This is a genomic window from Priestia sp. GS2 (assembly GCF_036409025.1).
GTDB lineage: Bacteria > Bacillota > Bacilli > Bacillales > Bacillaceae_H > Priestia > Priestia aryabhattai_A.
Map to the genome: position 1 here is coordinate 445963 of NZ_JAZGJX010000001.1, position 15953 is coordinate 461915.

The 15953-nt window shown below is 38.8% G+C and carries 16 protein-coding genes and 2 riboswitches; of the genes, 13 read left to right on the forward strand and 3 right to left on the reverse strand.

Annotated elements, in window-relative coordinates; translation table 11 throughout:
• Positions 1–33 precede the first annotated feature (33 nt).
• Positions 34–122: riboswitch (glycine riboswitch) on the forward strand.
• A 3-nt stretch (positions 123–125) separates the two neighbouring features.
• Positions 126–207, forward strand: a riboswitch (glycine riboswitch).
• Between the two features lie 105 nt (positions 208–312).
• Genes gcvT through gcvPB form a run of 3 tightly spaced genes read left to right on the forward strand, consistent with a single transcriptional unit; the run spans position 313 to position 4235 of the window.
• Positions 313–1401 carry a glycine cleavage system aminomethyltransferase GcvT gene (gene gcvT, locus V2145_RS02330; protein ID WP_311856705.1) on the forward strand — a complete coding sequence of 363 codons (1089 nt, stop codon included), beginning with the start codon at positions 313–315 and terminating at the stop codon, positions 1399–1401.
• 31 nt (positions 1402–1432) lie between these two features.
• A complete protein-coding gene (gene gcvPA / locus V2145_RS02335; protein WP_094910782.1) occupies positions 1433–2779 on the forward strand; it encodes an aminomethyl-transferring glycine dehydrogenase subunit GcvPA in 1347 nt (448 codons plus the stop codon).
• Positions 2772–4235, forward strand: a complete 1464-nt coding sequence (gcvPB, locus tag V2145_RS02340) for an aminomethyl-transferring glycine dehydrogenase subunit GcvPB (protein WP_330987292.1) — start codon at positions 2772–2774, stop codon at positions 4233–4235. Before gcvPA ends, gcvPB begins: the two co-directional genes overlap by 8 nt.
• A gap of 41 nt (positions 4236–4276) precedes the next feature.
• Here the strand turns inward: gcvPB and V2145_RS02345 are convergent, their stop codons facing one another.
• A complete protein-coding gene (locus V2145_RS02345) occupies positions 4277–4651 on the reverse strand; it encodes a rhodanese-like domain-containing protein (RefSeq protein ID WP_025911539.1) in 375 nt (124 codons plus the stop codon).
• Positions 4652–4875: 224 nt separating this feature from the next.
• On the opposite strand from V2145_RS02345, the gene V2145_RS02350 reads away from it, so the two are divergent.
• The 4 genes from V2145_RS02350 (at position 4876) to V2145_RS02365 (ending at position 10192) form a co-directional block, all read left to right on the forward strand.
• Positions 4876–5709 carry a lipoate--protein ligase family protein gene (locus tag V2145_RS02350; protein WP_311856709.1) on the forward strand — a complete coding sequence of 278 codons (834 nt, stop codon included), beginning with the start codon at positions 4876–4878 and terminating at the stop codon, positions 5707–5709.
• 274 nt (positions 5710–5983) lie between these two features.
• Positions 5984–8539: a vitamin B12-dependent ribonucleotide reductase gene (locus tag V2145_RS02355; protein WP_311856710.1), complete on the forward strand. Its 2556-nt coding sequence runs from the start codon at positions 5984–5986 to the stop codon at positions 8537–8539.
• A 221-nt stretch (positions 8540–8760) separates the two neighbouring features.
• Positions 8761–9192, forward strand: a complete 432-nt coding sequence (mntR, locus tag V2145_RS02360; protein WP_094910778.1) for a transcriptional regulator MntR — start codon at positions 8761–8763, stop codon at positions 9190–9192.
• Positions 9193–9310: 118 nt separating this feature from the next.
• Positions 9311–10192 carry a patatin-like phospholipase family protein gene (locus tag V2145_RS02365; RefSeq protein WP_094910777.1) on the forward strand — a complete coding sequence of 294 codons (882 nt, stop codon included), beginning with the start codon at positions 9311–9313 and terminating at the stop codon, positions 10190–10192.
• Positions 10193–10230: 38 nt separating this feature from the next.
• On the opposite strand, the gene V2145_RS02370 is transcribed toward V2145_RS02365, so the two are convergent.
• Together V2145_RS02370 and V2145_RS02375 are read right to left on the reverse strand one after the other, a co-directional pair.
• Positions 10231–10629, reverse strand: a complete 399-nt coding sequence (locus tag V2145_RS02370) for an SA1362 family protein (protein ID WP_025911533.1) — start codon at positions 10627–10629, stop codon at positions 10231–10233.
• A gap of 41 nt (positions 10630–10670) precedes the next feature.
• Complete coding sequence (locus V2145_RS02375; RefSeq protein WP_311856712.1) at positions 10671–11618, reverse strand: DUF1385 domain-containing protein; 948 nt, start codon at positions 11616–11618, stop codon at positions 10671–10673.
• A gap of 222 nt (positions 11619–11840) precedes the next feature.
• Here V2145_RS02375 and V2145_RS02380 point away from each other — a divergent pair, with 222 nt between their 5' ends.
• The 6 genes from V2145_RS02380 (at position 11841) to spoIIIAA (ending at position 15938) form a co-directional block, all read left to right on the forward strand.
• Entirely contained in the window at positions 11841–12365 is a 525-nt protein-coding gene (locus tag V2145_RS02380) for a YqhR family membrane protein (protein ID WP_094910775.1), read from the forward strand.
• A gap of 92 nt (positions 12366–12457) precedes the next feature.
• A complete protein-coding gene (aroQ, locus tag V2145_RS02385; RefSeq protein ID WP_094910774.1) occupies positions 12458–12895 on the forward strand; it encodes a type II 3-dehydroquinate dehydratase in 438 nt (145 codons plus the stop codon).
• A gap of 3 nt (positions 12896–12898) precedes the next feature.
• Positions 12899–13957: a M24 family metallopeptidase gene (locus V2145_RS02390; RefSeq protein WP_131888287.1), complete on the forward strand. Its 1059-nt coding sequence runs from the start codon at positions 12899–12901 to the stop codon at positions 13955–13957.
• A gap of 19 nt (positions 13958–13976) precedes the next feature.
• A complete protein-coding gene (gene efp / locus V2145_RS02395) occupies positions 13977–14534 on the forward strand; it encodes an elongation factor P (RefSeq protein ID WP_094910772.1) in 558 nt (185 codons plus the stop codon).
• A gap of 123 nt (positions 14535–14657) precedes the next feature.
• A complete protein-coding gene (locus V2145_RS02400; protein ID WP_025911524.1) occupies positions 14658–14939 on the forward strand; it encodes a YqhV family protein in 282 nt (93 codons plus the stop codon).
• 66 nt (positions 14940–15005) lie between these two features.
• Positions 15006–15938 (forward strand): stage III sporulation protein AA, encoded by a 933-nt coding sequence (gene spoIIIAA / locus V2145_RS02405; RefSeq protein ID WP_330987293.1) that lies wholly within the window; start codon positions 15006–15008, stop codon positions 15936–15938.
• The last annotated feature ends 15 nt before the right edge of the window (positions 15939–15953 follow it).

Below are 15953 nucleotides of genomic sequence, written 5' to 3' on the forward strand. Positions count from 1 at the left end.
GTATGCCCAAAATTACAAACTTTATAGAGGCGAATGATGACAAGGGGAGAGACTGCTTTAAAGTAGCGCCGAAGGAGCAAACAACATGTGAATCTCTCAGGCAAAAAGACTCTTGTTGGACGCAACTCTGGAGAGCGTCTATTTCGAATAGACCACCCACGAGGCAAACCTATTTAACGGGTAAACTTTCAGGTGAAAAGGACAGAGACTTCCTGCTATATAGCAGGGAGTTCTCTGTCCTTTTTTATGTGTAAAAAGATACAATGATTCCCCAAAACCAAAGCAAATGGCCTTATATGAGGAGGATGTTAAATGACTGAGCTAAACAAAACACCACTTTACGATGTCTATCAACAATACGGTGGAAAGATTATTGATTTTGGAGGTTGGGCTCTTCCAGTTCAATTCTCATCCATTAAAGAAGAACATCATGCGGTTCGTACAAAAGCTGGCTTGTTCGATGTTTCTCACATGGGAGAGTTCGATGTGAAAGGTACAAATAGCTTGGAATTTTTACAAAAAGTTATGACGAATGATATTTCAGCATTACGTCCAGGTAAAGCACTATATACTGCGATGTGCTATGAAGATGGAGGCACAGTGGATGATCTCCTTGTTTATCAAAAAGGGGAAGGTGACTACCTGCTGGTTGTAAACGCAGCAAATATTGAAAAAGACTTTGAATGGTTACAACAACATAAGTCACAGGATATCGAACTTGTAAATCGTTCAAGTGAATTTGCTTTACTAGCTTTGCAAGGTCCAGCTGCACAAGATGTTTTGCAGAGATTAACAGCTGAATCATTATCTGACCTAAAGCCATTTACATTTAAAGATAATGTAGAAGTAGCTGGTGTGAGAGTGCTTGTTTCACGTACAGGTTATACAGGCGAGGATGGTTTTGAACTGTATTGTTCTGCATCAGATGTAGTAACGCTTTGGAATGAACTTTTAAAAAATAAAGAGGTCGTTCCATGTGGTTTGGGAGCGCGAGATACGCTGCGTTTTGAAGCAACGTTAGCTTTATATGGCCAAGAGCTTTCAAAAGATATTACGCCGATTGAAGCACGTATCGGATTTGCTGTGAAAACGGATAAAGAGGATTTTATCGGCAAAGAAGTATTAAAGGGTCAGCGTGAAGAAGGCCCGAGCCGCAAGCTTGTTGGGATTGAAATGATTGATAAAGGAATTCCACGACACGGATATGAAGTGTTTAGTGAGGAAGAAGAGATTGGCTTTGTTACAACAGGCACACAATCGCCAACTTTAAATAAAAACATTGGTCTTGCACTTATTGATGCTAAATATGCTGAGCTAGGTACAGAAGTATATGTGCAAGTGCGAAAAAGACGTTTAAAAGCAAAAGTCGTGAAGACACCTTTTTATAAGCGTTCAAAATAATGTTGGGTAATTAAAGAGAGGGGACAAAAGAATGGTACATCGTTATTTACCAATGACATCAGAAGATCAGCAGCAAATGTTAAAGGCAATTGGCGTGTCTTCAGTGGATGAGCTATTTTCAGATATTCCAGAAAGCGTTCGTTTCCAAGGGGAATATAATATAAAAAAAGCGGCATCAGAATCTGAATTAATAAAAGAATTAACAAACTTGGCTACTAAAAATAAGAACGTAAAGGAATATGCTTCATTTTTAGGAGCGGGTGTTTATGATCACTATATGCCAATTATTGTTGATCACGTTATTTCGCGTTCAGAGTTTTATACGGCTTATACACCATATCAACCTGAAATTTCACAAGGAGAACTGCAGGCTATTTTTGAATTTCAAACGATGATTTGTGAACTAACAGGAATGGATGTTGCCAATTCATCTATGTACGATGGTGGTACAGCACTTGCTGAGGCAGCAATGTTAAGTGCAGGTCAAACAAGAAAGAAAAAAGTGTTAGTTTCAGAAACAGTTCATCCGGAATCACGCGCTGTATTAGAAACGTACGCAGCAGGTCAGTACATTGAAGTCGTAGAAGTACCAAGTCAAGATGGCGTAACAGATTTGACTGTGCTCAAGGAGCGCATGGATGATGATGTAGCAGCTGTCATCGTTCAATATCCAAACTTCTTCGGTCAAGTAGAACCTTTAAGAGAAATTGAAGCCATTGCTCATCAAGGCAAAGGAATGTTTGTTGTATCAAGTAACCCACTATCCCTTGGGTTGCTAACTCCTCCAGGCCAGTTTGGTGCTGATATTGTTGTAGGAGATGCACAACCTTTTGGTATTCCAACACAGTTCGGCGGTCCTCATTGCGGGTATTTTGCTACAACGACAAAGCTGATGCGTAAAATTCCAGGGCGCTTAGTTGGTCAAACGGTTGATGAAAATGGTAAACGCGGCTTTGTGTTAACACTTCAAGCACGTGAGCAACATATTCGCCGTGATAAAGCAACTTCAAACATTTGTTCAAACCAAGCGCTAAATGCACTTGCAGCTTCAGTAGCAATGACTGCCTTAGGAAAGCAAGGAGTAAAGGAAATGGCTACCCAAAACTTATCAAAAACGCATTATGCATATAATGCATTAAAAGCAAGTGGAGTAGACGTTGTATTTAATGGGCCATTCTTCAATGAGCTGGTTGTAAAACTACCTCAATCTAGTAAGGAAGTAAATCAAAAGTTACTAGCTAAACACATCATTGGCGGCTATGATTTAGGTCGTGACTATCATGAGCTTAAGGATCATATGCTACTTGCTTTTACTGAACTCCGTACAAAAGAAGAAATCGACCAACTTGTGAAGGAATTGGGGGATCTTTATGCATAATCAACATCAATCGCTTATCTTTGAAATGAGTAAAGAAGGACGTGTTGGCTACTCATTACCAGAACTAGACGTGCCGGAAGTAATCAGTACAGAAATACTGCCAGCAGAATATGTACGTACCGAAGCGCCGGAACTTCCAGAAGTATCTGAGTTAGACATTATGCGTCACTATACCGCTCTTTCAAAACGTAATCATGGGGTAGACTCCGGTTTTTATCCGCTTGGTTCTTGTACGATGAAATATAATCCGAAAATTAATGAATATACAGCTCGTATTCCAGGATTCGCTAATATCCACCCACTTCAAGATGAAGAAACCGTTCAAGGTGCTCTGGAGTTAATGTATGATTTACAGGAACACTTAACAGAAATTACAGGGATGGATGAAGTTACGCTTCAGCCAGCAGCAGGTGCTCACGGTGAGTGGACAGGATTAATGATGATTCGTGCTTATCATGAAGCGAACGAGGATACGAAGCGTACGAAAGTAATTGTTCCTGATTCAGCTCACGGTACAAATCCAGCTTCGGCAACAGTAGCTGGTTTCGAAACAGTTACTGTAAAATCTAATGAACATGGGTTGGTAGACTTAGATGATCTTCGTAAAGTAGTAAGCGAAGAAACAGCTGCTCTTATGTTAACAAATCCAAATACGTTGGGTCTTTTTGAAGAAGATATTTTGGAAATGGCAGAAATCGTTCACGCCGCTGGTGGGAAGCTTTATTATGACGGAGCGAATTTGAACGCTGTATTAAGTAAAGCAAGACCAGGTGATATGGGCTTTGACGTTGTGCATTTAAACCTGCATAAAACATTCACGGGCCCACACGGTGGTGGTGGTCCAGGTTCTGGTCCAGTTGGTGTAAAAGCAGATTTGATTCCGTTCTTACCAAAGCCAGTACTAGTCAAAACAGAAAGCGGCTTTGCTTTTGACTACAATCGTCCACAGTCTATTGGACGAGTTAAGCCGTTTTACGGAAACTTTGGTATTAACGTCCGTGCTTATACGTACATCCGCTCTATGGGACCAGACGGTTTAAAAGCAGTAACGGAAAATGCGGTATTAAATGCAAACTACATGATGAGACGATTAGCAGAACATTATGATTTACCATTTGATCGTCATTGTAAGCATGAATTTGTTTTGTCAGGAAAACGCCAGAAAAAGCTCGGTGTTCGCACCTTGGATATTGCGAAGAGATTGCTTGATTTTGGGTATCATCCGCCGACAATTTACTTCCCTCTCATTGTGGAAGAGTGCATGATGATTGAGCCAACTGAAACTGAATCAAAAGAGACGCTGGATGCGTTTATTGATGCAATGATTCAAATTGCAAAAGAAGTGGAAGAAAAACCAGAAATCGTTCAAGAAGCACCTCATACGACAGTTGTTAAGCGATTGGATGAAACGCTCGCAGCAAGAAAGCCTGTACTTCGTTATCAAAAAGAAAATTAAAAAAACAGCCCCTTCATCTAAGAAGGGGCTGTTTTTATGAATTATTTCTTTGTCTTAATTTTACCGTTCCATGCTTTGAATCCGCCTTTTAGGTCATGAATTTCTTTCACACCATGCTTGCGTAAGAGTTGAGCAGCACGACCTGTTCGCATGCCACTTTGGCAATAAATATAAACAGGTTGATCAGTGCGAAACTCCTTTATACGCATACGGAACTGTGAAAGGGGAATATTTCTTGCGCCTAAAATATGTCCGTTTTCAAACTCATTTGGTTCGCGAATATCAACTAGCTGTGCTTTACGGTAACCGCTTCGGAATTCTTCCTCCGTTAACGTTTTCATAATGCGACGTTGGTAAAAAAACATTACGACAGAATAGATAATAATTGCCGCAAGTACAATGATTAGTGCCCACATGTTGTTTCTTCCTTTCTTCGACAAAATACATAACCTTATTATATAAGTGAATGAAATTAGAAGTAAAGGGAATCTTCCTGAAGTCAGGGTAGTTTTTACGAAAGAAAAGTAAAAAATTACTGCTTCACTTTTCTTTTCCTTCTGCTTATCTTTTGGTAGACTAAAAAACGGATTAAGTTTATTACATATGTAAATGTCTACTATACTAGTTAGGGATGAGAAAAATGAAGCAAAAATGGAGATTCATTGATTCAAAAGAACGTTCGCCATATTATAACATGGCACTTGATGAGGCGCTTTTAGAGTGGCATAGCACTGGTCAAATACCACCAACGATTCGATTTTACGGCTGGAATCCTCCAACATTATCAATTGGCTACTTTCAAAAAGCCGAAAAAGAAATTAACTTTGAACAAGTAGATGAATTAGGATTAGGGTTTGTACGTCGTCCAACAGGTGGTAGAGGCGTTTTGCACGACGAGGAGCTTACCTACAGCGTTATTGTATCGGAAAACTATCCAAATATGCCTAAGACGGTGACTGAGGCGTATCGCGTCATTTCTGAAGGATTATTAGAGGGGTTTCGCTCATTAGGGCTTGAAGCATACTTTGCAATTCCTCGAACGGAAGAAGAAAAGAATAGCTTAAAAAATCCACGTTCATCTGTTTGTTTTGATGCACCTTCATGGTATGAGCTTGTGGTAGAAGGACGTAAGATTGCCGGAAGCGCACAAACTCGTCAAAAAGGGGTTATCTTACAGCACGGTTCAATTTTATTAGAGATTGATGAAGATAAATTATTTAGCGTATTTAATTATCCAAATGATCGTGTGAAAGAGAGAATGCAGCGTGCGTTTCGTTCCAAAGCTGTTGCAATTAACGCTATTGCAGGTCGTAAAATTCAAATGGAAGAAGCTAAGGAAGCATTTTATAAAGGCTTTGCTAGCGCTTTAAATATTGACTTAGAACCTTATGAGTTAACAGAAGAAGAAGAGCGTTATGTAGAAGAATTGGCACAAAAGAAGTATGCTTCTGATGAATGGAATTTTAGAAGATAATGACTGCGTGGGAGTACCGGATTTAATCTGTACTCCTGCAGGTTTTATTCAACTGACGAAAGTAATTGATGTAAAAGTCAAATACTTTTTTTAATGTAAAAAAAATATTTCTCTTGACACCTGTCTATATGTGGGTGCTTGGTTTTTGGTTGAATACTACATGTTGAATTTGTCCAATTCGTGTGGTAAGTTATTGATAGTTGAAATTTTATTTTTTCCAAAATGAGGTAAATGATTGGTAAAATAGAGCACGATTGGTAAGGGAGTTGTCAGAATGACTGTTATAGTTAATCAAAAAGTAAATATGAATATTGAAAAGCTCAATCAAGATATTGAACGCTTTCCGCAAGTACACCCAATTACACCCGATATGAAAATTACTCATAAAGGTGTATCTCGACTCGTAATGTTAGACCGCTATGCGTTTAAAGATACGGAAAAACTTACGTTATCAAAAGGAGACTTTGTTGTTTTAACCGTAAAGGAAGATCCGAAGTTTCCAGCTCGAGGACTTGGCTATGTGGAAAGCATTAATTTTGACCAAAAGATGGCAGTCGTAAAGGTTGAAGATGAATTTCGCGGAGCTTTAGCGCCTGAAGAAGCAGAAAGTGGACTTATTACTCGTTCATTAGACGTAATTGAAAAACCACTGGAAATCTTCTACGAGCAAATTGCAAAACGTAACGCTACTGGGTTAGCTTCCGCTGAACAAACGGAAGAGAAGCGAAACGAATGGTTTGAAAAATTCTATCAAGAGCTTGTTCAAATGAACTTTGTACCAGCTGGACGCGTTCTGTACGGAGCGGGAGCTGAAACGGATGTTACATACTTTAACTGCTATGTAATGCCATATGTAAAAGATTCTCGCGAAGGAATTTCTGAACACCGTAAGCAAGTTATGGAAATCATGAGCCGAGGTGGAGGAGTTGGAACAAATGGTTCAACTCTGCGTCCACGCAACACGCTAGCGCGTGGTGTAAACGGTAAATCATCAGGTTCTGTCTCTTGGTTAGACGATATTGCGAAACTTACGCACCTTGTAGAGCAAGGCGGTTCTCGTCGCGGTGCTCAAATGATTATGTTAGCGGATTGGCATCCAGATATTGTTGAGTTTATTATCTCTAAAATGCAAAATCCACGCATTTTACGATTCTTAATTGAAAACACAAATGATGAAATGATTAAAAAACATGCCCAAGATAAGCTGAAATTTACGCCGCTTACGGAATCTGAAAAGGACATGTACCAAGGAATTATCAATTATAAGCAAATTCCAGGTCTTGGTGGATTCAGCGAGAAAATTATTGCAGATGCTGAAGAAAAGCTACAAACTGGTGGAACGTATAGCGTTCATAATTCTGAATTCTTAACAGGAGCAAACATTTCTGTTTGTTTAACAAAAGAGTTTATGGATGCAGTTGAAAACGATAGTGAATACGATCTTCGCTTCCCAGATGTAGAAAGCTATTCGAAAGAAGAAATGGCACACTACAACGAAAGCTGGCATGAGGTAGGAGATGTTCGCGAGTGGGAAAAACAAGGTAATAAGGTTCGTACGTATCGTAAAATTCGTGCAAAAGAGCTTTGGAACTTAGTTAACATTTGTGCAACGTACTCCGCAGAACCAGGTATCTTCTTCTTTGATAATGCGAACGACATGACAAATGCACAAGCATACGGTCAGCATGTTGTAGCGACAAATCCATGTGGAGAACAACCACTTGCACCGTTTTCAGTTTGTAATTTAGCCGCTGTAAATTTAGCGCAAATGGCAGATAAAGAGACAAAAACAGTGAACTTTGAAAAACTTCGTCAAACGGTTGAAACGGGTGTGCGCATGCAGGATAACGTTATTGATGCAACGCCTTACTTCTTAGAAGAAAACCAAAAGCAAGCTCTTGGTGAGCGTCGTGTAGGTCTTGGTGTAATGGGGCTTCATGATTTACTTATCTACTGTGAAACAGAGTACGGTTCTGAAAAAGGAAATGAACTTGTTGATCAAGTATTTGAAACAATTGCAACAACAGCATACCGTGCATCTGTAGAGCTTGGAAAAGAAAAAGGAAGCTTCCCATTCTTAATTGGTGATTCAGAAGAGGAAACAGCTCGTTTACGTGAAGCTTTCACTAACACAGGGTTTATGAAAAAAATGCCGGAAGATATTCGAGAAAGCATCAAAGAGCACGGTATTCGTAACTCACACTTACTAACTGTAGCACCGACTGGTAGCACAGGAACAATGGTTGGCGTATCAACAGGTCTTGAACCATACTTCTCATTCTCTTACTTCCGAAGCGGTCGCTTAGGGAAATTTATTGAAGTAAAAGCAGATATCGTTCAAGAATATTTAGACCAACATCCAGAAGCGGATCCAAATAACCTTCCTGAATGGTTTATTTCAGCAATGGAATTGGCTCCAGAAGCTCATGCTGATGTTCAGTGTGTTATTCAGCGTTGGATTGATAGTTCAATTAGTAAAACAGTAAACGCACCTCGTGGCTATACAGTTGAACAAGTTCAAAAAGTGTACGAGCGTTTATATAAAGGCGGAGCAAAAGGTGGTACAGTTTATGTAGACGGTAGCCGTGATGCTCAGGTATTAACGCTAAAAGCAGAAGAAAACACATTTGATGAAGAAGTAAAAGAAAGAAAAGCAGAAAAGCCACACGTTGTATTAGTAGATACAATCAACGAAGTAGGATCAACAGACGTAACGATTGGTTCTGAAGTTGGAAATACGTGTCCGGTTTGTCGCCAAGGAACAGTTGAAGAAATGGGTGGCTGCAACACATGTACAAATTGTGGTGCCCAGTTAAAGTGTGGTTTATAAGAAAGTCATAAAAAGGCTGACAATGTGTCAGCCTTTTTATATGTTGAAGTAAATGCATACTAGATTTTCTTGTATTTGCTTATACTATATAGTATGATTTTACATGAATGTCTTTTGTAGTATCGTTAGTTTTTAACTTTTTGAGCAATAGATTACTAAAAGTTTATAGAAGCGTGTTTCGGTAGTTTATACATAATAATTATTTTATTGGGGGAGATTTCATGCCTACGCCAAGTATGGAAGACTATATTGAACAAATATATATGCTGATTGAAGATAAAGGATATGCTAGGGTTTCGGATATCGCTGATGCTTTAACAGTTCATCCCTCATCAGTCACAAAAATGGTGCAGAAGCTTGATAAAGATGAATATTTAATCTATGAAAAATACCGTGGTCTTGTTTTAACTCCAAAAGGACAAAAGATTGGTAAACGCCTTGTTTATCGTCATGAGCTATTGGAGCAGCTGCTGCGTATTATCGGCGTAGATGAAGAGAATATTTATGAAGATGTTGAAGGTATTGAACACCATCTAAGCTGGAACTCAATTGACAGAATCGGTGATCTAGTACAATACTTTGAGGAAGATCCAGAGCGTGTGCAAGGCTTGCGAAGCGTCCAAAGGAAAAATGAAGAAGAGCAACAGTTATAATGCATATTGGAAAAGTCGTTCTAATTTAGATTAGAGCGGCTCTTTTTATTTTTAGCATAATTTAATGCGAGAGGTACTAAAGTGTAGATAGGAGGCAGACTGAAGGAGTTGAGAACTTCTGTATATTGATGGTGTTTTTTCAGGTGGTGGGCTTAAAGGTTTCGCGCTACTTGGAGCCTTGCAAGCTTTAGAAGAGCGAGATTTTATTTTCAGGCGCCTAGCGGGTACAAGTGCTGGTTCGATTGTATGCGCCCTTATTGTAGCGGGTTATACAAGTGAGGAAATGATGGAAATGATGGATGAAATGAACGTGAAGTCTTTACTAGATCAACGTGTTTCTTTTTTGCCGTCTGCTCTTACAAAATGGCTTCTTCTCTATTGGAACTTAGGCTTATATAAAGGTGAAAAGTTAGAAAAATGGATAGCTAGCAAGTTAAAAGCAAGAGGGATTGTTACATTTGGTGATTTGCCAGTCGGATCATTACGAATCATTGCTTCTGATTTAACAAATAGCCAGCTAGTAGTATTACCTGATGATTTGCCTAAATATGGAATAGATCCAAAGAAATTTCCCGTAGCAAAAGCGGTACGGATGAGCTGTAGTATTCCCTACTTCTTTGAACCAGTTAGGCTGCGGACAAATCCCGTAAGCCTTATTGTTGACGGTGGGGTATTAAGTAATTTTCCCATTTTTTTATTTGATGATGATCAAAAACGTAAACAGAGGCCTGTGTTGGGTATTAAACTTAGTCCTCGTGAAAAAGAAGAAGATAAAAAAAATATAAAAAATGCAATCGCGATGTTTTCAGCTTTATTTGATACAATGAAAGACGCACATGATGCAAGGCATATATCAAAACGTCACGAACGAAATATCATCTTTTTACCAGTTAGTGAAGTGTTGGCTACGGAATTTTCTTTATCAGAAGAACAGAAGCACCAGCTTTTTCACTATGGAAAGAATAAAGCAGAGCTGTTTTTAAAAAAGTGGTGCTATTAAATAGAAAAAACTGCGTCTTTGTAAGGCGCAGTTTTTCATTAAAAGAAGGCACGATTTTTCTTTTTTCCTTTTTTGCCTTCAATGACTGTTAAATGTGTATTGCTTTTCTTTTTCTTTAACGGTTTGTTAACTTTAGCAGATGGACGTTTTTGGACGTTGCGATAAGCGTTCATATCCACTTTATTACCGCTTCGTTCTTTTTCTTTTTGACGTATTTTTGATTGTTTCACAGCTCGATGGTATCCTTTGTCTTGCCCTTTTGTTTGAGCAGGGCGGATAATAAATCGATAAACTAAGTAAAACAAAATGATAAATAAAAAGATATAGCCTGCTTGACGCAATAGGCTTGTTGGATTTGTTGCAAGAGTGTAAATAAATCCAATGATCCCTAAAGCAATTAATGAATTAACAAGTGGTTTAACGAATGGACGTCTCATTTTGTTCACCTCCTAAAATGATAAAAGAAAGCAAAACAGTCTTAACTTACTTGTTCGCCACCGGGTACAGACCTCCCTTCGTTTTCAATGCGTAAAAGCTCTTGAAATGAAGAGATTGCAACTTCGACTTGGTCATCTTTAGGTTCCTTTGTAGTAAGGAGCTGTAACCATAATCCTGGGTAACCTAAGAAGCGTAAAACAGGTACATGGCGAACCTTATTGGTTAATTGTAGTACTTCAAAAGACAGCCCCAACACGACTGGAATTAATGCAAGTCGGTTTACAACTCTAAGCCAAAGCGGGTCCGTAGGGACGAGTAGGTAAACAAACATTCCAACAACAACTGTAAATAGAATGAAACTACTTCCGCAGCGATAGTGAAGGCGAGACTGAGCTTGAACTGATTCTACCGTAAGCTCCTGGTTGTTTTCATATGCATTAATGACTTTGTGTTCTGCTCCGTGGTATTGAAAGACGCGTTTAATAAGCGGAGTTTGTGAAATCGCGTAAATATAAGCGAGCAATAATAAAAGCTTAAAGAAGCTTTCAATAACTACTTGTGCTAAATCAGAAGCGAAAATAGGACGAGTCAAATTTGCCAAAAACACCGGAATTAGGGTGAAAAGCACTTTTCCAAATAGAAAAGAAAGTACACCAATTGTTGCAACACCCAATATTAAGGATAGTTTTGATTCTTTTTTTTCTTCTTTAATTACATCATCTTCGTTAGGATGCACATCGTAACGTTCAGATGAAAAATTTAAATGTTGTGTACCGTTTGCACTTGCTTCAATAATTGCTGCAATTCCTCTTAAAAACGGAATTTTTTTCAACGCTGTTAGTACACGATTTGATCTCCGAGGAGATTGAAAATACTCAATAGATTGATCTTTACGACGAATGGCAGTGACCATCACTTTCTTGCCACCAAACATGACACCTTCAATGACGGCTTGCCCACCGTATGCGGCTTTTTGTAATTTAGACATTTCAGACACCAACCTAACCCAGACTAATTGTCTCTTAATAATCTATATTCTACAGCAATTTCGAATAAACCTCTAGGTCGATGTATGTTATCTAGTTTAGACAAAATTTTTCTATATCACACATTAAATGATAAAATTTTCCTGCTTTTATCTTTAAGAAACGTTTCGCAGTATAATAGAACAACAAAAATCAGCTCATACTATCCAGTAGAGGTGATGAAGATGACAGCTAAACAAGATAATAAGCCGGCAAATCAACAAATACAATCAAAGGAAGGCTCATTCTTAGCTAAAGCGATAGTTATTGGTTTTGTAGGAGGAGTGTTTTGGAGCTTAATGGGATACGTTACGTATTTATTTAGCTTTAGTGAAATTCATCCTAATACAATTTTACAGCCGTGGGCTTTTGGTAGTTGGAAAGACCGTTGGCCAGGGCTTATTGTTAGCGTTTTGATTATTGGTATTATATCAATTGGTGTAGCGCTTCTTTACTATGTGTTCTTGAAAAAGTTCAAGTCAATATGGTTTGGTATTGTATATGGAGCAGTGCTTTGGGCGTTCGTCTTTCTGCTGCTTAACCCATTGTTTCCAAGCATGAAAACGATAGGAGAACTAACTTCTAATACCATTATTACAACTATTTGTTTATACATCTTATACGGGATATTTGTCGGGTATTCCATTTCCTTTGAGGCAGCAGAGCTAAACAGCAGTTCTGGACATAAATCAGAACTTGTGAATGAGTAGTGTGAATGTTTTGATTTATGATAAACTAAAAAGAGAAAACATAGGGTCTATTTTAATAATAGAACTAGCTGTGTAAGTAAGGGAGAGTGTCCATGAGAAAGTTTTTAGTAATTAATGGTCCAAACCTAAATAGGCTGGGCGTTCGAGAGCCTGCGGTTTATGGTAGAGAGAATTTAAAAACGTTAGAGCACAACCTACATCAGCTTGCTGAGCAACAGAGTGTGCATATTGAATGCGTTCAGTCTAATCATGAAGGAGTCATTATTGACTGGATTCATGAAGCAGACGAGAACTTTGATGGCATTGTCATTAACCCAGGGGCATTCACACACTATAGTTACGCAATTCGGGATGCGATTGCAAGTATTTCAGTTCCTGTGCTTGAAGTTCATATTTCAAACGTACATAAGCGAGAAGAATTTCGTCATGAATCCGTGACGGCACCTGTCACAGCAGGACAAATTGTAGGCTTGGGCATTTATGGATATGAGTTAGCGATTCTTGCTCTGTTGCAAAAGAAAGGGGAATGAAGTATGAAAATAGAGAAATTACGTAAGCAGTTGCAAACGTTAAATGTTGATGGAATAGTTATTACAAGTGAATACAACCGTCGCTATATGACTAATTTTACTGGTTCAGCAGGTATAGCAGTAATCTCCAATGATAAAGCTGTATTTATCACAGATTTTCGCTATGTAAAGCAGGCTAGTGAACAAACAGAGGGGTTTGAAATTGTTCAACATAAAGGCCCAATCCTGGAAGAAGTAGGTCAAGTTATTACACAGCTTGGAATTAAAAGCGTTGGTTTTGAAGAAAATCATGTTTCATACGCTCAGTTTCAACAGTTTAAAAAGCATGTTAAAGCAGAGCTTGTTCCAGTTTCCAATGCGGTTGAAAACTTACGCTTGATAAAGAGTGACTCAGAGATTAAGATATTAAAGGAAGCTGCAAAAATTGCAGATGCAGCATATGAGCATATTTTGACCTTCGTTAAGCCTGGTGTAACAGAGCTTCAAGTGTCTAATGAGCTGGAGTTCTTTATGCGAAAGCAAGGTGCAATTTCGTCCTCGTTTGATACAATTGTGGCGTCAGGTCATCGTTCGGCATTACCGCACGGCGTTGCTTCTGAAAAAGTCATTGAAGCAGGAGAATTTGTTACGCTTGATTTTGGTGCGTATTATAAAGGCTATTGTTCTGACATTACGCGCACATTTGCGGTAGGGAAAGTCAGTCAAGAACTAAAGGGAATTTATGATACAGTATTAGAGGCGCAGTTAAGAGGCATGAAAGGAATTAAGGCGGGTATTACGGGTAAAGAAGCCGATGCCTTAACACGAGACTATATTGTAGAAAAAGGATACGGACAGTATTTTGGTCATTCTACCGGTCATGGTGTGGGATTAGAAGTTCATGAAGGCCCGTCGCTTTCTGTGAAGTCTCAGGATACGCTGCAGCCAGGAATGGTTGTAACCGTTGAACCAGGTATTTACATACCAAACCTTGGTGGCGTTCGTATTGAAGACGATACCGTGGTAACAGAAGAAGGAAATGAGTCATTAACATACTCACCGAAAGAACTTATTATTTTATAAGATGTAGGAGGATTTTTTCATGATTTCAGTAAACGATTTTCGCACAGGTCTAACAGTAGAAGTGGACGGAGGTATTTGGCGCGTAATGGATTTCCAACACGTAAAGCCAGGTAAAGGAGCAGCGTTTGTTCGCTCAAAACTTCGTAATTTACGTACTGGAGCTGTTCAAGAAAAAACATTCCGTGCAGGGGAAAAAGTAGCAAAAGCACAAATCGATAACCGTAAAATGCAGTATTTATATGCAAGTGGTGATCAGCACGTATTTATGGATAACCACTCATACGAGCAATTAGAACTTCCAGCAACAGCAATTGAATATGAGCTAAAGTTCTTAAAAGAAAATATGGAAGTAGCTATTATGATGTATCAAGGTGAAACGCTAGGTGTTGAGCTTCCAAATACAGTTGAATTAAAAGTTACTGAAACAGAACCAGGTATTAAAGGTGATACAGCATCAGGTGGCACGAAGCCAGCTACAGTTGAAACAGGCCTAATTGTACAAGTTCCATTCTTCGTAAATGAAGGCGATGTATTAATTATCAACACAACAGATAGCAGCTACGTATCACGTGCATAATAAAGCAAAAAAAAGAAGAGATAATTATCTCTTCTTTTTTTTGTGCTTTTCTTTTTCGTAAGTGATAAGTTGTCCACCGATTGCATAGGTTGTACTAAATGATGTAATACGTGGGAGGAAGTTATGAAGCATTGGTTTGATCACATAAACGGAACTGTTTTGACAATGGCTTGCTTACGATTTGTTTCATCTTTTATTGAATTCATTGCGGCTATTTTAATTTTTACGAATAATGATGTCAAAAAAGCATTAATGATTAATGGAATGCTGGCGCTCGTAGGGCCAATTGTGATGATCACGTCATTTAGCCTTGGGTTAGTGTCGGTTGCTGATCAGCTATCTTTTGGTAAGCTTGTGCTCATCGGTACAGGCGTCCTTTTAATTTTAATTGGAGTGTTTAAGTGAAGTTTCTGACATAACAACTAAAAGCTTGCCATACATTGAAATGAGTATAAAGGTGAGGGGATTTCAATGCTAGATGAAATTGTCGCTATTTTTCCAGAAGGTATTAAGCATAATGTCCAGCCGTATATACAGCGTTATATAGCAACTTTAGAGGAAGTACGCATTCGAATTGGAAGGCAAATTGAGTTAACGATTGACAGTGAACCTGTGTTTTTGCCCTATGTGGTAACGGCAGAAGACACGCTATTTATTTTAAATAAACTCAGTCATTTCTCTATTTATATGATTGAAGAAGAATTAAAAAAAGGGTATGTGACGATTGAAGGCGGTCATCGTGTAGGGCTTGCGGGTAAAGTTATTACTGAAAATGGACATGTTCGTGTAATTCGCGATGTGACTTCGTTTAACATTCGAGTAGCAAAAGAACAAATCGGCATAGCAGAACCGCTAATTCCTCTGCTCTATCAATCCAGATGGCTTAGTACTGTTTTGATTGGTCCTCCACAAACAGGAAAAACAACAATGATAAGAGACTTAGCAAGAATGATGAGCACAGGAAATAGTCAACAGAAGATTGGAGCGGTTAAAGTGGGTATCGTAGATGAACGCTCGGAAATTGCAGGCTGTGTCAAAGGTGTTCCCCAACATACCTTTGGAACACGAATAGATGTTTTAGATAGCTGTCCGAAAGCCGAAGGAATGATGATGATGATTCGATCGATGAGTCCAAACGTATTAATTGTGGATGAGGTAGGAAGCGAAGAAGACTGTCAAGCCGTGCTAGAGGCCGTCAATGCAGGAGTACAAGTATTCATGACGGTGCACGGTTACAATCTGTTTGATTTAAATAAACGCCCTTCTTTGAAACAATTATTAGAACTTGAAGTATTCGATCGCTATATGGTATTAACCAATGAGAATGGGCCAGGAACTGTGAAAGCCATCTATGATCAAGCAAGAAAACCACTTTCGTTGAAGTCCAATTATTCTTTGAAATAAAAAGGGTGACGAAGA

Excerpts from the sequence above, each read along its gene's own strand:
- gcvT (WP_311856705.1), top strand. The coding sequence starts at position 313 with ATGACTGAGCTAAACAAAACACCACTTTACGATGTCTATCAACAATAC.
- gcvPA (WP_094910782.1), top strand. The coding sequence starts at position 1,433 with ATGGTACATCGTTATTTACCAATGACATCAGAAGATCAGCAGCAAATG.
- gcvPB (WP_330987292.1), top strand. The coding sequence starts at position 2,772 with ATGCATAATCAACATCAATCGCTTATCTTTGAAATGAGTAAAGAAGGA.
- V2145_RS02345 (WP_025911539.1), bottom strand. The coding sequence starts at position 4,651 with ATGTGGGCACTAATCATTGTACTTGCGGCAATTATTATCTATTCTGTC.
- V2145_RS02350 (WP_311856709.1), top strand. The coding sequence starts at position 4,876 with ATGAAGCAAAAATGGAGATTCATTGATTCAAAAGAACGTTCGCCATAT.
- V2145_RS02355 (WP_311856710.1), top strand. The coding sequence starts at position 5,984 with ATGACTGTTATAGTTAATCAAAAAGTAAATATGAATATTGAAAAGCTC.
- mntR (WP_094910778.1), top strand. The coding sequence starts at position 8,761 with ATGCCTACGCCAAGTATGGAAGACTATATTGAACAAATATATATGCTG.
- V2145_RS02370 (WP_025911533.1), bottom strand. The coding sequence starts at position 10,629 with ATGAGACGTCCATTCGTTAAACCACTTGTTAATTCATTAATTGCTTTA.
- V2145_RS02375 (WP_311856712.1), bottom strand. The coding sequence starts at position 11,618 with ATGTCTAAATTACAAAAAGCCGCATACGGTGGGCAAGCCGTCATTGAA.
- V2145_RS02380 (WP_094910775.1), top strand. The coding sequence starts at position 11,841 with ATGACAGCTAAACAAGATAATAAGCCGGCAAATCAACAAATACAATCA.
- aroQ (WP_094910774.1), top strand. The coding sequence starts at position 12,458 with ATGAGAAAGTTTTTAGTAATTAATGGTCCAAACCTAAATAGGCTGGGC.
- V2145_RS02390 (WP_131888287.1), top strand. The coding sequence starts at position 12,899 with ATGAAAATAGAGAAATTACGTAAGCAGTTGCAAACGTTAAATGTTGAT.
- efp (WP_094910772.1), top strand. The coding sequence starts at position 13,977 with ATGATTTCAGTAAACGATTTTCGCACAGGTCTAACAGTAGAAGTGGAC.
- V2145_RS02400 (WP_025911524.1), top strand. The coding sequence starts at position 14,658 with ATGAAGCATTGGTTTGATCACATAAACGGAACTGTTTTGACAATGGCT.
- spoIIIAA (WP_330987293.1), top strand. The coding sequence starts at position 15,006 with ATGCTAGATGAAATTGTCGCTATTTTTCCAGAAGGTATTAAGCATAAT.